The sequence below is a fragment of the Salinivibrio proteolyticus genome (assembly GCF_027286365.1).
GTDB lineage: Bacteria > Pseudomonadota > Gammaproteobacteria > Enterobacterales > Vibrionaceae > Salinivibrio > Salinivibrio proteolyticus.
Genome location: NZ_CP114584.1, coordinates 1,048,029 through 1,064,911 on the forward strand (window position 1 = coordinate 1,048,029; position 16,883 = coordinate 1,064,911).

Annotated in this window: 16 protein-coding genes; 12 read left to right on the plus strand and 4 right to left on the minus strand. The window is 49.9% G+C overall.

Annotated elements, in window-relative coordinates; all coding sequences use genetic code 11:
* Positions 1-72: 72 nt before the first annotated feature.
* On the minus strand, positions 73-294 hold the full coding sequence (locus N7E60_RS05065) for a DUF2788 domain-containing protein (RefSeq protein WP_069588694.1): 222 nt from the start codon (positions 292-294) through the stop codon (positions 73-75).
* A gap of 60 nt (positions 295-354) precedes the next feature.
* Positions 355-1,128, minus strand: coding sequence for an alpha/beta fold hydrolase (locus N7E60_RS05070; protein ID WP_077455220.1), 774 nt, complete (start codon positions 1,126-1,128; stop codon positions 355-357).
* Positions 1,129-1,227: 99 nt separating this feature from the next.
* Here N7E60_RS05070 and seqA point away from each other — a divergent pair, with 99 nt between their 5' ends.
* Together seqA and pgm are read left to right on the plus strand one after the other, a co-directional pair.
* The gene (seqA, locus tag N7E60_RS05075; protein WP_077455219.1) at positions 1,228-1,770 is read left to right on the plus strand and encodes a replication initiation negative regulator SeqA; all 543 of its coding nucleotides are present in this window, start codon (positions 1,228-1,230) and stop codon (positions 1,768-1,770) included.
* A gap of 28 nt (positions 1,771-1,798) precedes the next feature.
* Positions 1,799-3,445 (plus strand): phosphoglucomutase (alpha-D-glucose-1,6-bisphosphate-dependent), encoded by a 1,647-nt coding sequence (gene pgm / locus N7E60_RS05080; protein WP_269598289.1) that lies wholly within the window; start codon positions 1,799-1,801, stop codon positions 3,443-3,445.
* 76 nt (positions 3,446-3,521) lie between these two features.
* Here pgm and N7E60_RS05085 read toward each other — a convergent pair whose 3' ends face one another.
* On the minus strand, positions 3,522-4,319 hold the full coding sequence (locus N7E60_RS05085; protein WP_269598290.1) for a DUF1853 family protein: 798 nt from the start codon (positions 4,317-4,319) through the stop codon (positions 3,522-3,524).
* A gap of 127 nt (positions 4,320-4,446) precedes the next feature.
* On the opposite strand from N7E60_RS05085, the gene N7E60_RS05090 reads away from it, so the two are divergent.
* The gene (locus N7E60_RS05090) at positions 4,447-4,644 is read left to right on the plus strand and encodes a DUF2517 family protein (protein ID WP_077675336.1); all 198 of its coding nucleotides are present in this window, start codon (positions 4,447-4,449) and stop codon (positions 4,642-4,644) included.
* A gap of 109 nt (positions 4,645-4,753) precedes the next feature.
* Complete coding sequence (locus N7E60_RS05095; RefSeq protein WP_269598291.1) at positions 4,754-5,512, plus strand: Nif3-like dinuclear metal center hexameric protein; 759 nt, start codon at positions 4,754-4,756, stop codon at positions 5,510-5,512.
* 60 nt (positions 5,513-5,572) lie between these two features.
* Here the strand turns inward: N7E60_RS05095 and N7E60_RS05100 are convergent, their stop codons facing one another.
* Positions 5,573-6,862: a citrate synthase gene (locus N7E60_RS05100; RefSeq protein ID WP_069588389.1), complete on the minus strand. Its 1,290-nt coding sequence runs from the start codon at positions 6,860-6,862 to the stop codon at positions 5,573-5,575.
* Between the two features lie 400 nt (positions 6,863-7,262).
* Between N7E60_RS05100 and sdhC the strand changes: the two genes are divergently transcribed.
* From sdhC to sucD, 8 genes are all read left to right on the plus strand, one after another.
* The gene (gene sdhC, locus N7E60_RS05105) at positions 7,263-7,655 is read left to right on the plus strand and encodes a succinate dehydrogenase cytochrome b556 subunit (RefSeq protein ID WP_077455215.1); all 393 of its coding nucleotides are present in this window, start codon (positions 7,263-7,265) and stop codon (positions 7,653-7,655) included.
* A complete protein-coding gene (gene sdhD / locus N7E60_RS05110) occupies positions 7,649-7,999 on the plus strand; it encodes a succinate dehydrogenase, hydrophobic membrane anchor protein (protein ID WP_077455214.1) in 351 nt (116 codons plus the stop codon). The genes sdhC and sdhD overlap by 7 nt, the downstream gene beginning before the upstream one ends.
* Complete coding sequence (gene sdhA, locus N7E60_RS05115; RefSeq protein ID WP_069588384.1) at positions 8,000-9,766, plus strand: succinate dehydrogenase flavoprotein subunit; 1,767 nt, start codon at positions 8,000-8,002, stop codon at positions 9,764-9,766.
* 14 nt (positions 9,767-9,780) lie between these two features.
* Positions 9,781-10,491, plus strand: coding sequence for a succinate dehydrogenase iron-sulfur subunit (locus tag N7E60_RS05120; protein WP_069588383.1), 711 nt, complete (start codon positions 9,781-9,783; stop codon positions 10,489-10,491).
* Between the two features lie 116 nt (positions 10,492-10,607).
* Positions 10,608-13,418 (plus strand): 2-oxoglutarate dehydrogenase E1 component, encoded by a 2,811-nt coding sequence (gene sucA / locus N7E60_RS05125; protein WP_077455213.1) that lies wholly within the window; start codon positions 10,608-10,610, stop codon positions 13,416-13,418.
* A gap of 28 nt (positions 13,419-13,446) precedes the next feature.
* Positions 13,447-14,655, plus strand: coding sequence for a 2-oxoglutarate dehydrogenase complex dihydrolipoyllysine-residue succinyltransferase (odhB, locus tag N7E60_RS05130; protein WP_077640807.1), 1,209 nt, complete (start codon positions 13,447-13,449; stop codon positions 14,653-14,655).
* Positions 14,656-14,761: 106 nt separating this feature from the next.
* Positions 14,762-15,928, plus strand: a complete 1,167-nt coding sequence (sucC, locus tag N7E60_RS05135) for an ADP-forming succinate--CoA ligase subunit beta (RefSeq protein WP_069588378.1) — start codon at positions 14,762-14,764, stop codon at positions 15,926-15,928.
* A 2-nt stretch (positions 15,929-15,930) separates the two neighbouring features.
* Positions 15,931-16,803 (plus strand): succinate--CoA ligase subunit alpha, encoded by an 873-nt coding sequence (gene sucD / locus N7E60_RS05140; RefSeq protein WP_069588376.1) that lies wholly within the window; start codon positions 15,931-15,933, stop codon positions 16,801-16,803.
* Positions 16,804-16,883: the final 80 nt, after the last annotated feature.

Below are 16,883 nucleotides of genomic sequence, written 5' to 3' on the forward strand. Positions count from 1 at the left end.
AAAGAAAAAGCGGTGCTTTTTCACACTCCTATACGCTAGAGCGTACGTGGGGTCATTCTCCGTTTAGGAAAGTCAGCCGATGCCAACACCTTCCCATACCAGTTGAATAACCCCTTTTGTAATAAAACCAACACAGCCTAGTGTTAGAACAAACCAGACAATACGTCGACCAAAAACTGGCACATTGCCTTCTTTTAGTACGTCTTTGATTGCCATTCCTATAAAAAAGAAAATGGCGGCAAAAACGAGGTCTAGGCCAATTTTTTCGAGCAATTGAAAGTGCTCGTAAAGCATGCGTGCCTCCATTGAGCACCGACATATGCGGCGCAATATACCACAAGGGTCACAGACCTGTTAACGCTCTCCCGGCATTAAAAAGCGCTCAATAACGTTGGCAACCACGGCAGGTTTTTCAGCATGTAGCCAATGGCCTGTGCCTGCCACCATGTGCGCTTTCGAATGCGGGAACTGTTCTATAATCGCATCACGGTGCTCGGGCAAAATGTATTCAGATTGTTGCCCTTTTACAAACAGAGTCGGGCCTGAATACTGTCCGAATGCCTGCCAGCCCATAATATCGCGATAACCGTGATAAAGATTATCAATATTGAAGCGCCAGGCGTAGTGACCTTGATCGGTTTTATAGAGTGATTTCAATAAAAATTGTGTCACGCCTGGGTTTTCAATCGTCTCATCCATGATCGATTGTGCTTGTTGGCGACTAGTCAGGGGAGTGTCTTGGGTGCGTTTTAGCGCCGTAAACACCGCATCATGCCGGTTAACTTGATAGTCGATGGGGGCAATATCCATGACCACCAACTGTGTCACGCGTTCAGGAAAGCGCTGTGCGATAGCCATAGCAACTTTCCCGCCCATTGAGTGACCGACCAGCGTCACCTTGTCGAGTTGATGGTGATCCATCCATGCGACAACCGCATCCGACTGTGCCTGATAATCGACCTGCTTAGTATGATAGGACTGGCCGTGATTAGGTAGATCAATTTGATAAACACAAAAGTGATCAGCCAAGGTTTTTGCTAATCCGCCTAGATTGTCGAGATTGCCAAATAAACCGTGGATCAATACGAGCGGTGAGCCTTCACCGCGAGACTTTTCGTTTAATAACACGTTGCTTTTCTCTCAGATTACTGGCTTTGGCGTAGAGTATACCTATCTATCTCTGTATAATCGCCCCGTTAAACGACAAACAGGACTCGATGAAAAACAATGAAGACGATTGAGGTTGACGAGGAGCTATACCGGTACATTGCCAGCCAAACGCAGCATATTGGTGAGAGCGCATCAGATATTTTGCGCCGCTTATTGCTGTCGGATTCGGCGCAGCAGTCAACACAGCCTGCACCGACACCCTCTCGTTCCAGCGGCATCGTAGTGAGTAAAGATGCAGGACGCAGTGCGTCTGTTGATCGCGTTAAAGCGATGCGATCACTATTGATCTCGGATGAGTTTGCAGCGCAAGAGCGTGCAATTGGCCGCTTCATGCTCGTTTTGACCACCCTATATCGTGTGGACCAGCAAGGGTTTGCCGATGGGATGGCACTAAAAGGACGTACCCGTCTGTATTTTGCTGATAATCAGCAAACTTTGTTAGAAAGCGGCAAAACCACCAAGCCGAAGCAAATTCCAGAGACTCCTTTTTGGGTTATCACCAACACCAACACCGGCCGTAAGCGCCAAATGGTGGAGCAGCTGATGGAAAAAATGCAGTTCCCCAGCGATTTGATCGAAAAGGTTGTCAACGCGATTTAATCTATGCCACTCATGGGAGACGAGATTTATGGCAGTGCATCCCCAAGCAGGGCAGCGCGCAGACGCCGCTGATTTATGCAATATTCCAGCGCTAGTCACGCGCTTTTTTCAGGCCCAGCCAATCCCCGGCAACCCGGCGCAGCGCGTTGCGTTTGGAACATCAGGCCACCGTGGCAGTGCACTAAATACAACATTCAACCGTGATCACATTCACGCGATTGCTCAGGCCATCTGTGATGAGCGCCGTGCGCTTGGTATCACGGGACCTGTCTTTGTGGGTAAAGATACGCATGCGCTGTCCGAGCCCGCTTTCGGTGCCGTGGTTGAAGTATTGACGGCCAATCAGGTAGAGGTTATTGCGCAAGCAGATCAGGGCTATACGCCAACGCCGGGCATTTCCCAACAAATTCTGGCTTATAACCGTGATCATGCTGAGCAAGCGGACGGGATTGTGATCACCCCCTCACATAATCCACCGCAAGATGGGGGAATTAAGTACAACCCTCCGCATGGCGGCCCAGCAGAAGGGGCCATCACAAAATCGATTGAAGCACGAGCCAATGATTATATTGATGCTGGCTTAGAAGGCGTGAAACGGTTGGCTATCGACGAAGCACGAGCAAGCGCTTACTACCAAGAGCAAGACTTAGTGACGCCGTATGTCGCTGGGCTCGAACGTGTTGTGGATATTAAAGCCATTCAAGCGGCAGGATTAAAACTGGCTGTTGATCCTCTGGGCGGTGCTGGGATTCGCTATTGGCAAAAAATTGCTGAACATTATCAGCTCGATATTACCCTCGTGAATGAGAAAGTCGATCCGACTTTTGGCTTCATGCCTCTCGACAGCGACGGTGTGATCCGCATGGATTGTTCCTCACCCTATGCGATGGCGGGATTGTTAGCACACAAAGACCACTATGATCTTGCTTTTGGGAATGACCCTGATTTTGACCGCCACGGTATTGTGTCACCAGATGGCTTGATGAACCCTAACCATTATTTAGCGGTTTGTATTGATTATCTTTTCCGCCATCGTCAGCAATGGCCGAGTCGCTTAGGTGTGGGTAAAACACTCGTGTCGAGTGCCATTATTGACAAAGTGGTTGCGGATCTTGATAGAACGCTGGTGGAAGTCCCGGTTGGCTTTAAATGGTTTGTCGATGGTCTGCATCACTGCCAGCTTGGCTTTGGTGGCGAAGAAAGTGCGGGCGCCTCTTTCTTAACCTTGGATGGACAGCCTTGGTCGACCGACAAAGATGGCATTATTCTGTGTTTACTGGCAGCTGAGATCCTCGCGGTGACCGGTATGACACCTCACGCTTACTATCAAACACTAGTGAATAAGCATGGTGATCCCGCCTATAACCGTTTACAAGCGGTGGCGAACAAGCAACAAAAGCAAGTGCTTAGCCAGTTAAGCCCTGAAATGGTGACCGCGGAGACGTTAGCGGGCGATATCATTACTGCAAAGCTGACTCACGCGCCAGGCAATGGTGAAGCGATTGGTGGCTTAAAAGTCGTCACTGACTCTGGATGGTTCGCTGCTCGCCCCTCTGGTACAGAAGAAATCTACAAAATCTATTGCGAGAGCTTTAAAGGTGAGGCGCACCTGCGCATGATCGAGAAAGAAGCGCAACAGATCGTGGATAACGTTTTTGCCGAGCAAGGGGTATAAAACGCCAAATATCCCCTCGTGCGTTGTAAAGGCCGTACCGTTAAGGTGCGGCTTTTTTATGTGCGTCTGGCGGCCACTATACTTTAGGTGGATGAGTTTGAGGCCAGTCCGGGGTGACGACAAACCAGGGCGTGAGAGACTCATCAACTAAATGACAAGTGCGTGTCAGCGAAGCCAGCGCCGCTGTATCAAAGCGGGGTAAGGTATGAAAATCAGGGATACTCAACCACTGATCGCGTGATAAAGACGCATAACGACGGTCTTGGGGTAAGGCATCAGGCCAGCACCACCAACCGGTAATACAATCGAGATTGACGCTGGGTGCATCTGGGAGTGGTGCGCTTTGGTGAAACGGTTGGTACAAACGGCCATGGATACAAAGTCGCTTCTTTTGCGGTCGCCATTGTGGGTGATCGGCTAAAAAGCGGGGGTGATTGGACATAGCAAGCTGATGGTTCATCATACGCGCGGCTTTGATATCTAATGCATCTTTAGCATTTGGGCCTAGCCAGCGACCTTGATGGGCAAGATAAAACTTTACTGCGACTTCCCAGTGTTCGAGTTGCTCACCATTTTCAATCAAGAAATCCACTGCGCCAACGGTTTTACCCGCATCATTAATCTGTATTTCTTCAGCAACCACATTAAGGTGAGGTTGTTGCGCAATCAGGTTTCCTAATAACCATTGGTAGTAAAAGCCGATACGATGAGGTCCGTGATAAGACATCTCTGTCAGGGTGTTATCAGCGACTTGCCACGTCGAGGTATTGACCATGGGGAAATCCGCTGAGGATAACAAAGGCGGTTGGGAGCGAATCCAAGCCATATCCTTTGCGATTTGCTGTCGACGGGCAAACAGTGGTGATGTCATCATTGTAATTTTATTACCTTGTTAATCGATTGTATCGCCGTAGCTGGACGTTTTTTGCACTAATATGTAGTAAACATACCAAACGAATGATATACTCTCCCCACAACTGGTCAGATGAGTGAGGTTAGTCATGTATAAACCGTTCGATAAAACCCAAGTCGTTTTGCGTCGCAGCGCTGTTGTGGTTGCAGGTATTGTATGTGCGCCTACATTAGTAATGCCGCCTTTGGCATCGCGTATTTATAGTCATCTTCATCAAGTCTGGTTAAAAGATAGTACTAAGCCGGTCTGGCTGGCTGAGTCTGAGAAAGCGGGCGGTTTTTTATAAACATCACGCCTTACTGGTTGAGCGGCTAACGGAAACGTTAGCCGCTTTTTTATGTCGATTCCGCACGTTACACTAACATACAACATCTCAAAGCGACGAAAGAGACATCATGAATAACCTCGAACTCGAAGCAATCCTAAACGCAGAGCTAAAGCCCGACCAAATCAAAGACTATAGCCCGAATGGGCTACAAGTTGAGGGACGTGAGCAAGTACAAAAAGTGATTACCGGTGTCACGGCTTGCCAAGATCTGATCGATGCGGCGATTGAGCAGAATGCGGATGCCATCTTGGTACACCACGGTTACTTCTGGCGCGGTGAACCACAGCAAATTCGTGGCATGAAGTATCAACGGATCAAAGCGTTGATTGAAAATGGCATTAATTTATATGGCTACCATTTGCCGTTGGATATTCACCCTACCATGGGAAATAACGCACAGTTGGCTAAGCGATTGGGGATTGAGTTGATTGGCGGGTTAGAGCCCGGTAACCCGGTGTCGATTCCTGTTTACGGAAAGCTATCGACGCCGATGACCTTAGCCCAGTTTGAACATCAAGTGGCGGCGGTTCTAGGCCGAGCCCCTTTGGTTATTGATGGCGGCCACACCCGTCGTATTGAAACGGTCGGCTTATGCACGGGCGGTGCGCAAGACTTTATCGACTTAGCGGCTAGCCAGAATATGGATGCCTATCTTTCAGGTGAGGTATCAGAACGGACGACGTTCTCAGCGCGCGAGCAAGGTGTGCACTATATTGCCGCAGGCCATCATGCGACAGAGCGTTATGGTGTTAAAGCGCTGGGTGAGTGGTTGGCTGAACAGTATGGTCTAACGGTTGATTTTATTGATATCGACAACCCGGTATAAGTGATTGACGAAAACAAAAACGCCGCCTCGTTTAGGCGGCGTTTTTCTGCAAGCAAGGTGTTAGTCTCGCTGTTTCATTGGTGTGAATTCACGTTGCGTGTAGCCAGTATAGAGCTGACGCGGACGACCAATGCGATTGTTGGGATCGGAGTGCATTTCATTCCAATGTGCAATCCAACCAATGGTTCGTGACATTGCGAAAATCACAGTAAACATCGACGTTGGAATACCAATCGCTTTGAGGATGATGCCCGAGTAGAAGTCCACATTCGGATACAGTTTCTTGTCGATAAAGTAATCATCAGACAGTGCAATACGCTCGAGCTCCATCGCCACATCGAGCAGTGGGTCTTGGATACTCAGTTCTTCCAATACTTCATGACAAGCTTCACGCATCACAGTAGCGCGAGGATCGTAGTTTTTATACACCCGGTGTCCAAAGCCCATCAAACGGAAAGGATCATCCTTGTCTTTTGCTCGGCCAATAAATTCAGGAATGTTATCGACATGACCGATTTCTTCTAGCATGCGCAAGCAGGCCTCATTGGCACCACCGTGAGCTGGCCCCCAAAGTGACGCGATCCCCGCGGCAATACACGCGAATGGGTTAGCGCCTGAAGAGCCAGCTAGACGGACCGTCGAGGTGGACGCATTCTGCTCATGGTCGGCATGCAGCGTGAAGATTTTGTCCATCGCACGCGCGACTACTGGGTTGACTTCGTATTCTTCACAAGGTGTTGCAAACATCATGTGGAGGAAGTTCTCTGCGTAATCTAGGTCGTTGCGCGGATAGATGAATGGCTGGCCAATCGAGTACTTGTAACACATTGCCGCGAGTGTCGGCATTTTAGAGAGCAATCGGAAGGCGGTGATTTCGCGGTGCTGATCGTTATTGATATCCAGTGAGTCGTGGTAGAAAGCAGCCAGTGCACCGACGACACCGACCATGACGGCCATTGGGTGAGCGTCACGACGGAACCCGTGGAAGAAACTCGCGATTTGCTCATGTACCATGGTGTGGCGCACGATTAACGAGCGGAATTCTTCATATTGCTTTTTCGTAGGGACTTCACCGTAAAGAAGGATGTAACAGACTTCTAAGTAATCAGCGTTATTGGCGAGTTGATCAATAGGGTAACCGCGATGCAGCAAAACGCCTGCAGCGCCATCAATGTAGGTGATTTGCGATTCACATGATGCCGTGGCGACAAAGCCCGGATCAAAGGTGAAATATCCATTTGCACCTAATGCACGTACGTCCAAGACCTCTGGCCCGACAGTGCCCCCCATGATCGGCAGTTCGATTGGTGCTTGCCCTTCAATATGTAGGGTAGCTTTCTTCTCTGCCATAACAATCTCCTTTGTTATTTTATAATCCCATCCAGGATACGGACCCGACCGTTTTACCGATCGGCCTAGGTGATGTCAATTTTTAACCTAACGATGTGTGCGCGAGTTAATAACTTATTTGCAATGCGGGTTAAATATCTGTTGTGAGATTCCTGTCAATTTTGAGCGTTTGTAATTGCTTGTTACGCCGCGTATACTTTTGCGAGGTCTCTGGGCATATCAGTATCCTAGAGCGTTTAGGGGCTCAAACACCTTTCTAAATTGACGTGATCCATTTGCTCAAAGTTGCAGTTAATAGCAATAAGGTACGCAAAGCACGTTACACAGATGTTGCAGGTCTTACGCTTTGAGTACTGAGGTTCAGAGAGTGTAAATAACTATAAATGCTCAATGGAGCTGAGTGGGCAATATCGTGAAAGAAAGAAAGTCAAGACCCGTAAACCTCGACATTAAGACCATTCGTTTCCCCATCACAGCGATTGCGTCCATCATGCATCGAGTAGCAGGTGTCATCACCTTCGTCTCGATCGCCATCCTATTGTGGCTGCTTAGCCTGTCTCTCTCTTCACCTAGCGGTTTTGAAACTGCGTCTGCCATCGTCGATAGCTTCTTCGTTAAGTTTGTCCTTTGGGGCATCCTCACGGCGCTTGCCTATCACATCGTAGGTGGTATCCGCCACCTCATGCAGGATATCGGTTATTTTGAAGAGTTGGAAACGGGTGCGAAAAGCGCTCAGGTGGCATTTGCATTGACCGGCGTGTTGTCTGTACTGGCGGGGATTTTGGTATGGTAACGAAAAACATTTCATCGGTGGGGCGTAATGGTGTACATGATTTTGTACTCATTCGGGCCACTGCGATTATCATCACACTTTACACACTTTATATGGTCGGATTTGCTGCATTTGGGCCGGACATTACGTACGCCTCATGGACAGCTTTTTTCGGCCAAACCAGCACGAAGGTGTTTACCATGCTGGCACTGGTGTCGATTCTCATTCACGGATGGATCGGTATGTGGCAAGTGTTAACTGACTACATCAAGCCTGCCTTGCTGCGTGGCCTCCTTCAATTGGGTGTAGTTGCCTTGCTGCTGATCTATGTGTTTGCCGGTTTCTTTGTACTGTGGGGTGTGTAAGTGAGTATTCCAGTTCGCGAATTTGACGCAATCGTTATTGGCGCAGGTGGTGCAGGTATGCGCGCCGCCCTGCAAATTTCTGAACAAGGCTTGTCTTGTGCGTTGTTATCAAAAGTCTTTCCGACTCGTTCTCACACTGTATCTGCGCAGGGTGGTATTACGGTAGCACTGGGTAACTCACACAAGGATAACTGGCAATGGCACATGTATGACACGGTGAAAGGGTCGGATTATATCGGAGACCAAAACGCCATCGAGTACATGTGTAAAACCGGCCCGCAATCGGTCATTGAACTCGAAAAAATGGGCCTACCGTTTTCGCGTTTTGAAAACGGCTCTATCTATCAGCGTCCGTTTGGTGGCCAATCGAAAGAGTTTGGCGGTGAACAGGCGGCACGTACAGCCGCAGCGGCAGACCGAACTGGTCATGCATTGCTTCACACGCTGTACCAGCAAAATATCAAAAATAAAACCACCATCTTCTCGGAATGGTATGCCCTCGACTTGGTGAAAAACCAAGACGGTGCTGTGGTTGGTGCCACCGCGATGTGCATGGAAACTGGTGAGATTTGCTACTTCAAATCTAAAGCGACCGTGCTTGCAACGGGCGGTGCAGGGCGTATTTATCAATCCACCACCAATGCGCACATCAACACGGGTGACGGTGTCGGTATGGCATTGCGAGCAGGCGTCCCGATGCAAGACATGGAAATGTGGCAGTTCCACCCAACAGGCATTGCTGGTGCCGGTGTCTTGGTGACCGAAGGGTGCCGTGGTGAAGGTGGCTATTTGCTTAATAAAGACGGCGAACGCTTTATGGAGCGTTACGCGCCGAACGCAAAAGACCTTGCTGGTCGTGATGTGGTTGCACGTTCAATGATGATCGAAATCCGAGAAGGTCGAGGTTGTGACGGCCCTTGGGGTCCACACATCAAGCTTAAGCTAGACCACTTGGGTAAAGATGTCCTTGAGTCACGCTTGCCAGGCATTTTGGATCTGTCTCGTACCTTTGCGCACGTGGATCCGGTCAAAGAGCCAATTCCGGTCATCCCAACCTGCCACTACATGATGGGCGGTATTCCAACGCAAGTGTCTGGTCAAGCGATCAAACAAGATCCAATGGGACACGACGTTGAAGTACAAGGCCTGTTTGCCTGTGGTGAGATCGCGAGTGTGTCTGTCCATGGCGCAAACCGTTTGGGCGGTAACTCATTGCTTGATCTGGTGGTCTTTGGCCGTGCAACGGGTCTACACCTTGGTGAAACCCTGGCCGCGCAAGTTGAAGCGCGTGATGCAAGCGAATCTGATATTGAAGCCTCTTTAGCGCGCTTGAACCGCTGGAACAGCACGCAAAAAGGCGAAGACCCTGTAGAAATCCGTAAAGATCTCCAAGCGTGTATGCAAGAAAACTTCTCGGTATTCCGTGAAGGTGAGGCGATGGAAAAAGGCCTCAAAGAACTGCAAGAAATCCGTGAACGTTTGAAAGTCGCACGATTGGACGATACGTCGACTGAGTTCAACACTCAGCGTATCGAGTGTTTGGAGCTGGAGAACCTGATGGAAACCGCTTATTCAACAGCGGTAGCGGCAAACTATCGTACCGAAAGCCGTGGTGCTCATGCACGCTTTGATTATCAAGAGCGTGATGATGAGAACTGGCTATGCCACTCCATCTACAATCCAGAAACGGAATCTATGTCGAAGCGCGACGTCAACATGGCGCCAGTGCATCGTGACGCTTTCCCACCGAAAGCGCGTACTTACTAAGGGGGTCGAAAACGATGAACGTTAAGTTTTCAGTCTATCGCTACAATCCAGATGTGGACGATGCGCCATATATGAAGGATTACACGCTCGACGTGCCTGAAGGGTCGGACATGATGCTATTGGACGCGCTCATTCAACTAAAAGAGCAAGATCCGACGTTAGCATTCCGTCGCTCATGTCGCGAAGGTGTGTGCGGTTCGGACGGCGTGAACATGAATGGTAAGAATGGATTGGCGTGTATCACGCCACTCTCATCACTGATGGACAAATCAGAAATTGTGATCCGTCCATTGCCCGGTTTGCCCGTTGTTCGTGACCTTATCATCGATATGAGTCAGTTCTATGAGAACTACGAGCGGGTTAAACCTTACTTAATCAACGATGACACACCGCCATCACGTGAGAACTTACAAGCCCCTGAGGACCGCGCAGAGTTAGACGGCTTGTATGAGTGCATCATGTGTGCGTGTTGCAGCACCTCTTGCCCTTCTTTCTGGTGGAACCCAGATAAATTTGTGGGACCGGCAGGGCTGCTCGCCGCGTATCGTTGGTTAGCGGATAGCCGTGATACCGCGACCGAAGAGCGCTTATCTGATCTGGACGACGCTTTTAGTGTCTTCCGTTGCCACGGTATCATGAACTGTGTCAGTGTGTGTCCTAAGGGCTTGAACCCAACGAAAGCAATTGGACACATTAAGTCGATGCTGATTCAGCGTGGCGTTTAAAACGCTTTCGTACATTAACGTGAACTATAAAGCCCCGTCCACGGACGGGGCTAAATAACAGGTAACCCGGCTTAGAACCGGTGTTTGGATAAATAACTAGTGGTTAAGGGATAACAATGCAAAATGGCGTGATGAAGGCTTGGATGGAGTCTTCTCATTTGGCTGGCGCCAATGCAACTTACGTAGAAGACCTCTACGAACTGTACCTCAGTGACCCGGAGTTAGTTGATCAAGAATGGAGAGCGGTCTTTGACCAACTACCAGCGGTGAATGAAACCGCGGTAGAACAACCCCACTCTCGCGTTCGTGATTACTTTCGACGCTTAGCTACCGAGACAGCGCGTGCAAATGCCTCAGTCAATGACCCCGACGTAGACGCGAAACAAGTCAAAGTCCTTCAACTTATTAACGCATTTCGTTTCCGCGGCCATCAGCAGGCCAATCTTGACCCGCTGGGTTTATGGAAGCGTAATCAAGTACCCGATCTATCACCTGCTTTCCACTCGCTTAACGAGCAGGATTTCAACGAAAACTTCAATGTCGGCTCATTTGCAATTGGTAAAGACAATATGCAGCTGGGCGAGCTTTATGAAGCACTGCAGAAGACCTATTGTGGGTCTATCGGTGCTGAATATATGCATATTACTGACACGGAAGAGAAACGTTGGATCCAAAGCCGATTAGAGTCTGTGGTTGGGCAGCCGCAATTCAACGAACAAGAAAAGCTGACCTTCCTAGAAGAACTGACCGCGGCTGAAGGACTAGAGCGCTATTTGGGCGCGAAGTTCCCAGGCGCAAAGCGCTTCTCTCTCGAAGGGGGGGATGCACTGATCCCGATGCTTAAAGAGCTCATCCGCCACGCTGGTGGTAAAGGTGCTCGTGAAGTGGTGGTCGGTATGGCTCACCGCGGCCGCTTGAACGTGTTGGTGAATGTGCTGGGTAAAAAGCCGTCAGAACTGTTTGACGAGTTTGCGGGTAAACAGGACGAAACCTGGGGCACTGGTGATGTGAAATATCACCAAGGCTTCTCGTCTGATTTTGCCACGCCAGGTGGTGATGTGCATTTAGCGCTTGCCTTCAACCCATCTCACCTTGAGATCGTCAACCCTGTGGTTATGGGCTCAGTCCGAGCACGTCAAGATCGTCTCGAAGACGCCACCGGTTCGAGTGTCTTACCGATCACGATTCATGGTGATGCGGCGATTGCTGGCCAAGGGGTCGTGCAAGAGACCTTTAACATGTCTCAAGCGCGTGGTTTCCAAGTTGGCGGCACGGTACGTATCGTCATCAATAACCAGATCGGTTTTACCACCTCGAACCCAGCCGATTCTCGTTCTACGCAATACTGTACCGATATTGCCAAAATGGTGCAGGCGCCAATCTTCCACGTAAACGCGGATGATCCTGAAGCTGTTGCCTTTGTTTCTCGCTTAGCGCTTGATTTCCGTAACGAATTCCAGCGTGATGTGGTCATTGACTTGGTGTGTTATCGCCGTCACGGTCACAACGAAGCGGATGAGCCCAACGCGACACAGCCTATGATGTACCAAAAGATCAAGAAGCATCCGACACCGCGTAAGCTTTATGCGGACGTTCTTGATCAGCAGGGTGTTGCGAATCTTGAGAAAGCAACCGAGCTTATCAACGAGTATCGCGATGCGCTTGACCGCGGTGAATGTGTGGTCAAAGAATGGCGCCCGATGGCGTTGCACTCGGTCGATTGGACCCCTTATCTTGGGCATGATTGGACCGTAGAGTGGGCGAATAAGTTTGACGCTAAGCGTCTGAAAGAGCTCGGCCATCGGATTTGCCAATTGCCAGAAAGTCACAAGCTTCATAGCCGTGTCGCCAAGCTTTATAACGATCGTAAAGCCATGGTGGAAGGTGAGAAAAAGCTAGATTGGGGTATGGCGGAAACCTTGGCGTATGCGACGCTGGTGGATGATGGTAAACGTATCCGTATTACCGGCCAAGACTCCGGGCGAGGAACCTTCTTCCACCGTCATGCGGTCTTGCACAATCAAACCGACGGCAGTACCTATTTACCACTGGCGAATATTCACGACAAACAAGGGCCATTCCAAGTGTTTGACTCTGTGTTGTCTGAAGAGGCGGTTCTCGCGTTCGAATATGGCTACGCAACGGCAGAGCCTGGTGGTCTCACCGTTTGGGAAGCACAGTTTGGTGATTTTGCCAACGGTGCGCAAGTGGTGATTGATCAGTTCATCAGCTCTGGAGAACAAAAATGGCGCCGTATGTGCGGATTAACCATGCTGTTGCCTCACGGCTATGAAGGACAAGGCCCAGAGCACTCATCGGCGCGTCTTGAACGCTATCTACAGCTGTGTGCCGAACAAAACATGCAAGTGGTCGTACCCTCAACGCCTGCACAGGTCTATCACATGCTGCGTCGCCAAGTGGTTCGTCCTATGCGTCGTCCGTTGATTGTGATGTCGCCTAAGTCGCTGTTGCGCCACCCGCTGTGTGTGTCGAGCCTTGAAGACTTATCTGATGGTGATTTCCTCCCCGCAATTGGCGAGATGGATGAGCTGGATGCGAACAAGGTTGAACGCGTCGTCATGTGCGCAGGTAAGGTGTATTACGACCTACTGGAAACGCGTCGCAAGTCGGAAATCGACAATGTGGCGATTATCCGTATTGAGCAGCTTTATCCGTTCCCATTGGATGCGGTGAAAGACGCTATCGCTCCTTACACCAATGCGAAAGACTTTGTGTGGTGCCAAGAAGAGCCTCAAAACCAAGGGGCTTGGTATAGCAGCCAGCACAATTTCCGTGCGGCGATTCCAGAAGATGCTACCTTAACCTACGCAGGACGAGAGGCATCAGCATCGCCAGCGGTAGGCTATATGTCCGTACACCAGAAACAACAAAAAGCGTTAGTCGAAGACGCTTTGACCCTCAAGTAAGAACTAGAACATTAAGGATAACTACGATATGACAATCGAAATTCTGGTTCCCGATTTACCCGAATCTGTGGCTGACGCAACGATTGCCACATGGCACAAACAGCCAGGTGACTCGGTAACCCGTGACGAAGTACTGGTTGATATTGAAACGGATAAAGTGGTACTGGAAGTGCCCGCGCCTGCTGATGGCGTGTTGGAGTCAATCATTGAAGATGAAGGGTCAACCGTGTTGGCGAAACAAGCCATCGCGAAGTTGAAAGAAGGCGCTGTGGCAGGAGAGCCGACCAAAGACGTGCCTGCTGAATCAGAAGCGTCACCGGATAAGCGCCATACAGCATCACTGGAAGAAGAATCTAATGATGCACTGAGCCCAGCCGTGCGTCGCTTACTGGCCGAGCATGATATCTCTCCTGATGCGGTGAAAGGCACAGGTGTAGGTGGGCGTATTACCCGAGAAGATGTTGATGCTTACCTGAAGAACAAGCCAAAAGGTGGCGAGCAAGACAAACCTGCACAAGACGTCCCTGCAGTGGCTGAGCGCGGTGAAAAACGTGTGCCAATGACACGTTTGCGTAAGCGTGTTGCTGAGCGCTTGTTAGAAGCGAAAAACAGTACCGCGATGTTGACCACGTTCAACGAAGTCAACATGAAGCCGATTATGGAACTGCGTAAGCAGTATCGTGATAGCTTCGAAAAACGCCATGATATTCGCCTCGGCTTCATGTCTTTCTATGTGAAGGCAGTGGTTGAAGCGCTCAAGCGTTACCCGGAAGTGAATGCGTCTATCGACGGTGATGACATCGTTTATCACAACTACTTCGATGTGAGCATGGCCGTATCAACACCACGCGGTTTGGTCACACCAGTGCTGCGTGATTGCGATAAGCTAGGCTTCGCAGATATCGAGAAAGGGATCCGTGATCTCGCGGTCAAAGGCCGAGACGGTAAGCTAACCGTTGATGAGCTAACTGGGGGTAACTTTACGATCACTAACGGTGGGGTATTTGGCTCGCTGATGTCGACGCCAATTATTAACCCACCTCAGGCAGCCATTCTTGGTATGCACAAAATTCAAGACCGCCCAATGGCGGTAGATGGCAAGGTAGAGATCCTACCAATGATGTACTTGGCGCTTTCCTACGATCACCGTCTGATTGACGGCCGTGAATCGGTTGGCTTCCTGGTTACCATCAAAGAGCTTCTTGAAGACCCAACACGTCTGCTATTGGACGTTTAACTGATTGGCCAGTACGTGATGTACTGGCTGTCAGCCGAGGGGACGGAGTCCCCTCATTTGGAAAGCACAAAGACACAATAATGGACATTAACACGGATAGAACATCATGAATCTGCACGAATATCAGTCAAAGCAGCTGTTCGCTGAATATGGTCTACCAGTTTCAGAGGGCTATGCTTGCGACACACCACAAGAAGCTGCTGAAGCAGCCGACAAAATTGGTGGCGACAAATGGGTCGTCAAATGTCAGGTCCACGCGGGCGGTCGCGGTAAAGCGGGCGGCGTAAAACTGGCTTCCTCTAAAGAACAAATTCGCGAGTTCGCACAACAATGGTTAGGTAAAAACCTCGTTACTTACCAAACAGATGCGAATGGCCAACCAGTTAGCAAAATTCTTGTTGAATCCTGCACTGATATCGCCAAAGAGCTATATCTCGGTGCGGTCGTTGACCGTGGCTCGCGTCGCGTGGTTTTCATGGCGTCAACAGAAGGCGGTGTGGAAATTGAGAAAGTTGCGGAAGAGACGCCTGAATTAATTCACAAAGCCTCGATTGATCCTTTAGTTGGTCCTCAGCCTTATCAAGGCCGTCAACTGGCATTTAAATTGGGTCTTGAAGGTGAGCAAATCAAGCAGTTCACCAAGATCTTTATGGGGATTGCACAGCTGTTTCTTGATAAAGACGTCGCATTGGTTGAAGTGAACCCATTGGTGATTACTGATCAGGGCAACCTGCACTGCTTGGATGCAAAACTGTCGATTGATAGCAATGCGGTCTATCGCCAGCCACAGGTTCGCGCGATGCACGATCCAAGCCAAGAAGACGCCCGTGAGGCGCATGCGGCACAGTGGGAACTGAACTACGTTGCCCTCGATGGAAACATTGGCTGCATGGTCAATGGTGCAGGTCTTGCGATGGGCACCATGGATATTGTTAATCTGCACGGCGGTAGCCCTGCTAACTTCTTGGATGTCGGCGGTGGCGCGACGAAAGAGCGTGTGACTGAAGCATTCAAGATTATCCTGTCTGACAGCAATGTGAAGGCAGTATTGGTGAATATCTTCGGCGGCATCGTTCGCTGTGACTTGATTGCTGACGGCATCATTGGCGCAGTAGAAGAAGTGGGCGTGAAAGTGCCTGTTGTCGTTCGCCTAGAGGGCAATAATGCCGAAGTAGGTGCGAAGAAACTAGCCGATAGCGGCTTGAACATCATCGCGGCCACCTCACTCACAGAAGCCGCACAGAAAGTCGTTGCTGCAGCGGAGGGTAAATAACAATGTCAGTGCTGATTAATAAAGACACCAAAGTCATCTGTCAGGGCTTTACGGGTGGACAGGGTACCTTCCACTCTGAGCAGGCGATCGAATACGGTACGCAAATGGTTGGCGGGGTATCTCCTGGTAAAGGGGGAACCACCCATCTTGGTTTGCCGGTGTTTAACACAGTGGCAGAAGCCGTGGAATCCACGGGTGCAACGGCGTCGGTGATCTACGTGCCAGCACCATTTTGTAAAGATGCAATCCTCGAAGCAGTTGATGCGGGTATTGAGCTGATTGTGTGTATCACCGAAGGGATCCCAACGCTGGATATGCTGGAAGTGAAAGTGAAGCTTGATGAAGCTGGCGTTCGCATGATTGGTCCAAACTGTCCAGGCGTGATCACCCCGGGTGAATGTAAGATTGGCATCATGCCAGGTCATATCCATAAGCCGGGTAAAGTCGGTATCGTGTCACGCTCAGGTACCTTGACCTATGAAGCGGTGAAGCAGACTACGGATGAAGGCTTTGGCCAGTCAACTTGTGTGGGGATTGGTGGCGATCCTATTCCAGGTTCTAACTTTATCGACATCCTCGAAATGTTCGAAAAAGATCCAGCGACTGAAGCGATTGTCATGATTGGTGAAATCGGTGGTACCGCTGAAGAAGAAGCGGCGGCTTACATTAAAGAGCATGTCACCAAACCTGTTGTTTCTTACATCGCCGGTGTCACCGCACCTCCGGGTAAACGCATGGGCCATGCGGGTGCGATCATCTCTGGTGGTAAAGGGACAGCCGATGACAAATTTGCAGCACTTGAAGCTGCAGGCGTCACCACAGTGAAAAGCTTGGCAGAAATCGGTCAAGCACTGCGCGATAAAACTGGATGGTAAAAACGCCGTTTTAGCATGATGATAAGCCGCTCGTGTGAGCGGCTTTTTTGTATTGTCTGAGCACAAGGCTAACAGAATGG

Excerpts from the sequence above, each read along its gene's own strand:
- N7E60_RS05065 (WP_069588694.1), bottom strand. The coding sequence starts at position 294 with ATGCTTTACGAGCACTTTCAATTGCTCGAAAAAATTGGCCTAGACCTC.
- seqA (WP_077455219.1), top strand. The coding sequence starts at position 1,228 with ATGAAGACGATTGAGGTTGACGAGGAGCTATACCGGTACATTGCCAGC.
- pgm (WP_269598289.1), top strand. The coding sequence starts at position 1,799 with ATGGCAGTGCATCCCCAAGCAGGGCAGCGCGCAGACGCCGCTGATTTA.
- N7E60_RS05085 (WP_269598290.1), bottom strand. The coding sequence starts at position 4,319 with ATGATGACATCACCACTGTTTGCCCGTCGACAGCAAATCGCAAAGGAT.
- N7E60_RS05090 (WP_077675336.1), top strand. The coding sequence starts at position 4,447 with ATGTATAAACCGTTCGATAAAACCCAAGTCGTTTTGCGTCGCAGCGCT.
- N7E60_RS05095 (WP_269598291.1), top strand. The coding sequence starts at position 4,754 with ATGAATAACCTCGAACTCGAAGCAATCCTAAACGCAGAGCTAAAGCCC.
- N7E60_RS05100 (WP_069588389.1), bottom strand. The coding sequence starts at position 6,862 with ATGGCAGAGAAGAAAGCTACCCTACATATTGAAGGGCAAGCACCAATC.
- sdhD (WP_077455214.1), top strand. The coding sequence starts at position 7,649 with ATGGTAACGAAAAACATTTCATCGGTGGGGCGTAATGGTGTACATGAT.
- N7E60_RS05120 (WP_069588383.1), top strand. The coding sequence starts at position 9,781 with ATGAACGTTAAGTTTTCAGTCTATCGCTACAATCCAGATGTGGACGAT.
- sucA (WP_077455213.1), top strand. The coding sequence starts at position 10,608 with ATGCAAAATGGCGTGATGAAGGCTTGGATGGAGTCTTCTCATTTGGCT.
- odhB (WP_077640807.1), top strand. The coding sequence starts at position 13,447 with ATGACAATCGAAATTCTGGTTCCCGATTTACCCGAATCTGTGGCTGAC.
- sucC (WP_069588378.1), top strand. The coding sequence starts at position 14,762 with ATGAATCTGCACGAATATCAGTCAAAGCAGCTGTTCGCTGAATATGGT.
- sucD (WP_069588376.1), top strand. The coding sequence starts at position 15,931 with ATGTCAGTGCTGATTAATAAAGACACCAAAGTCATCTGTCAGGGCTTT.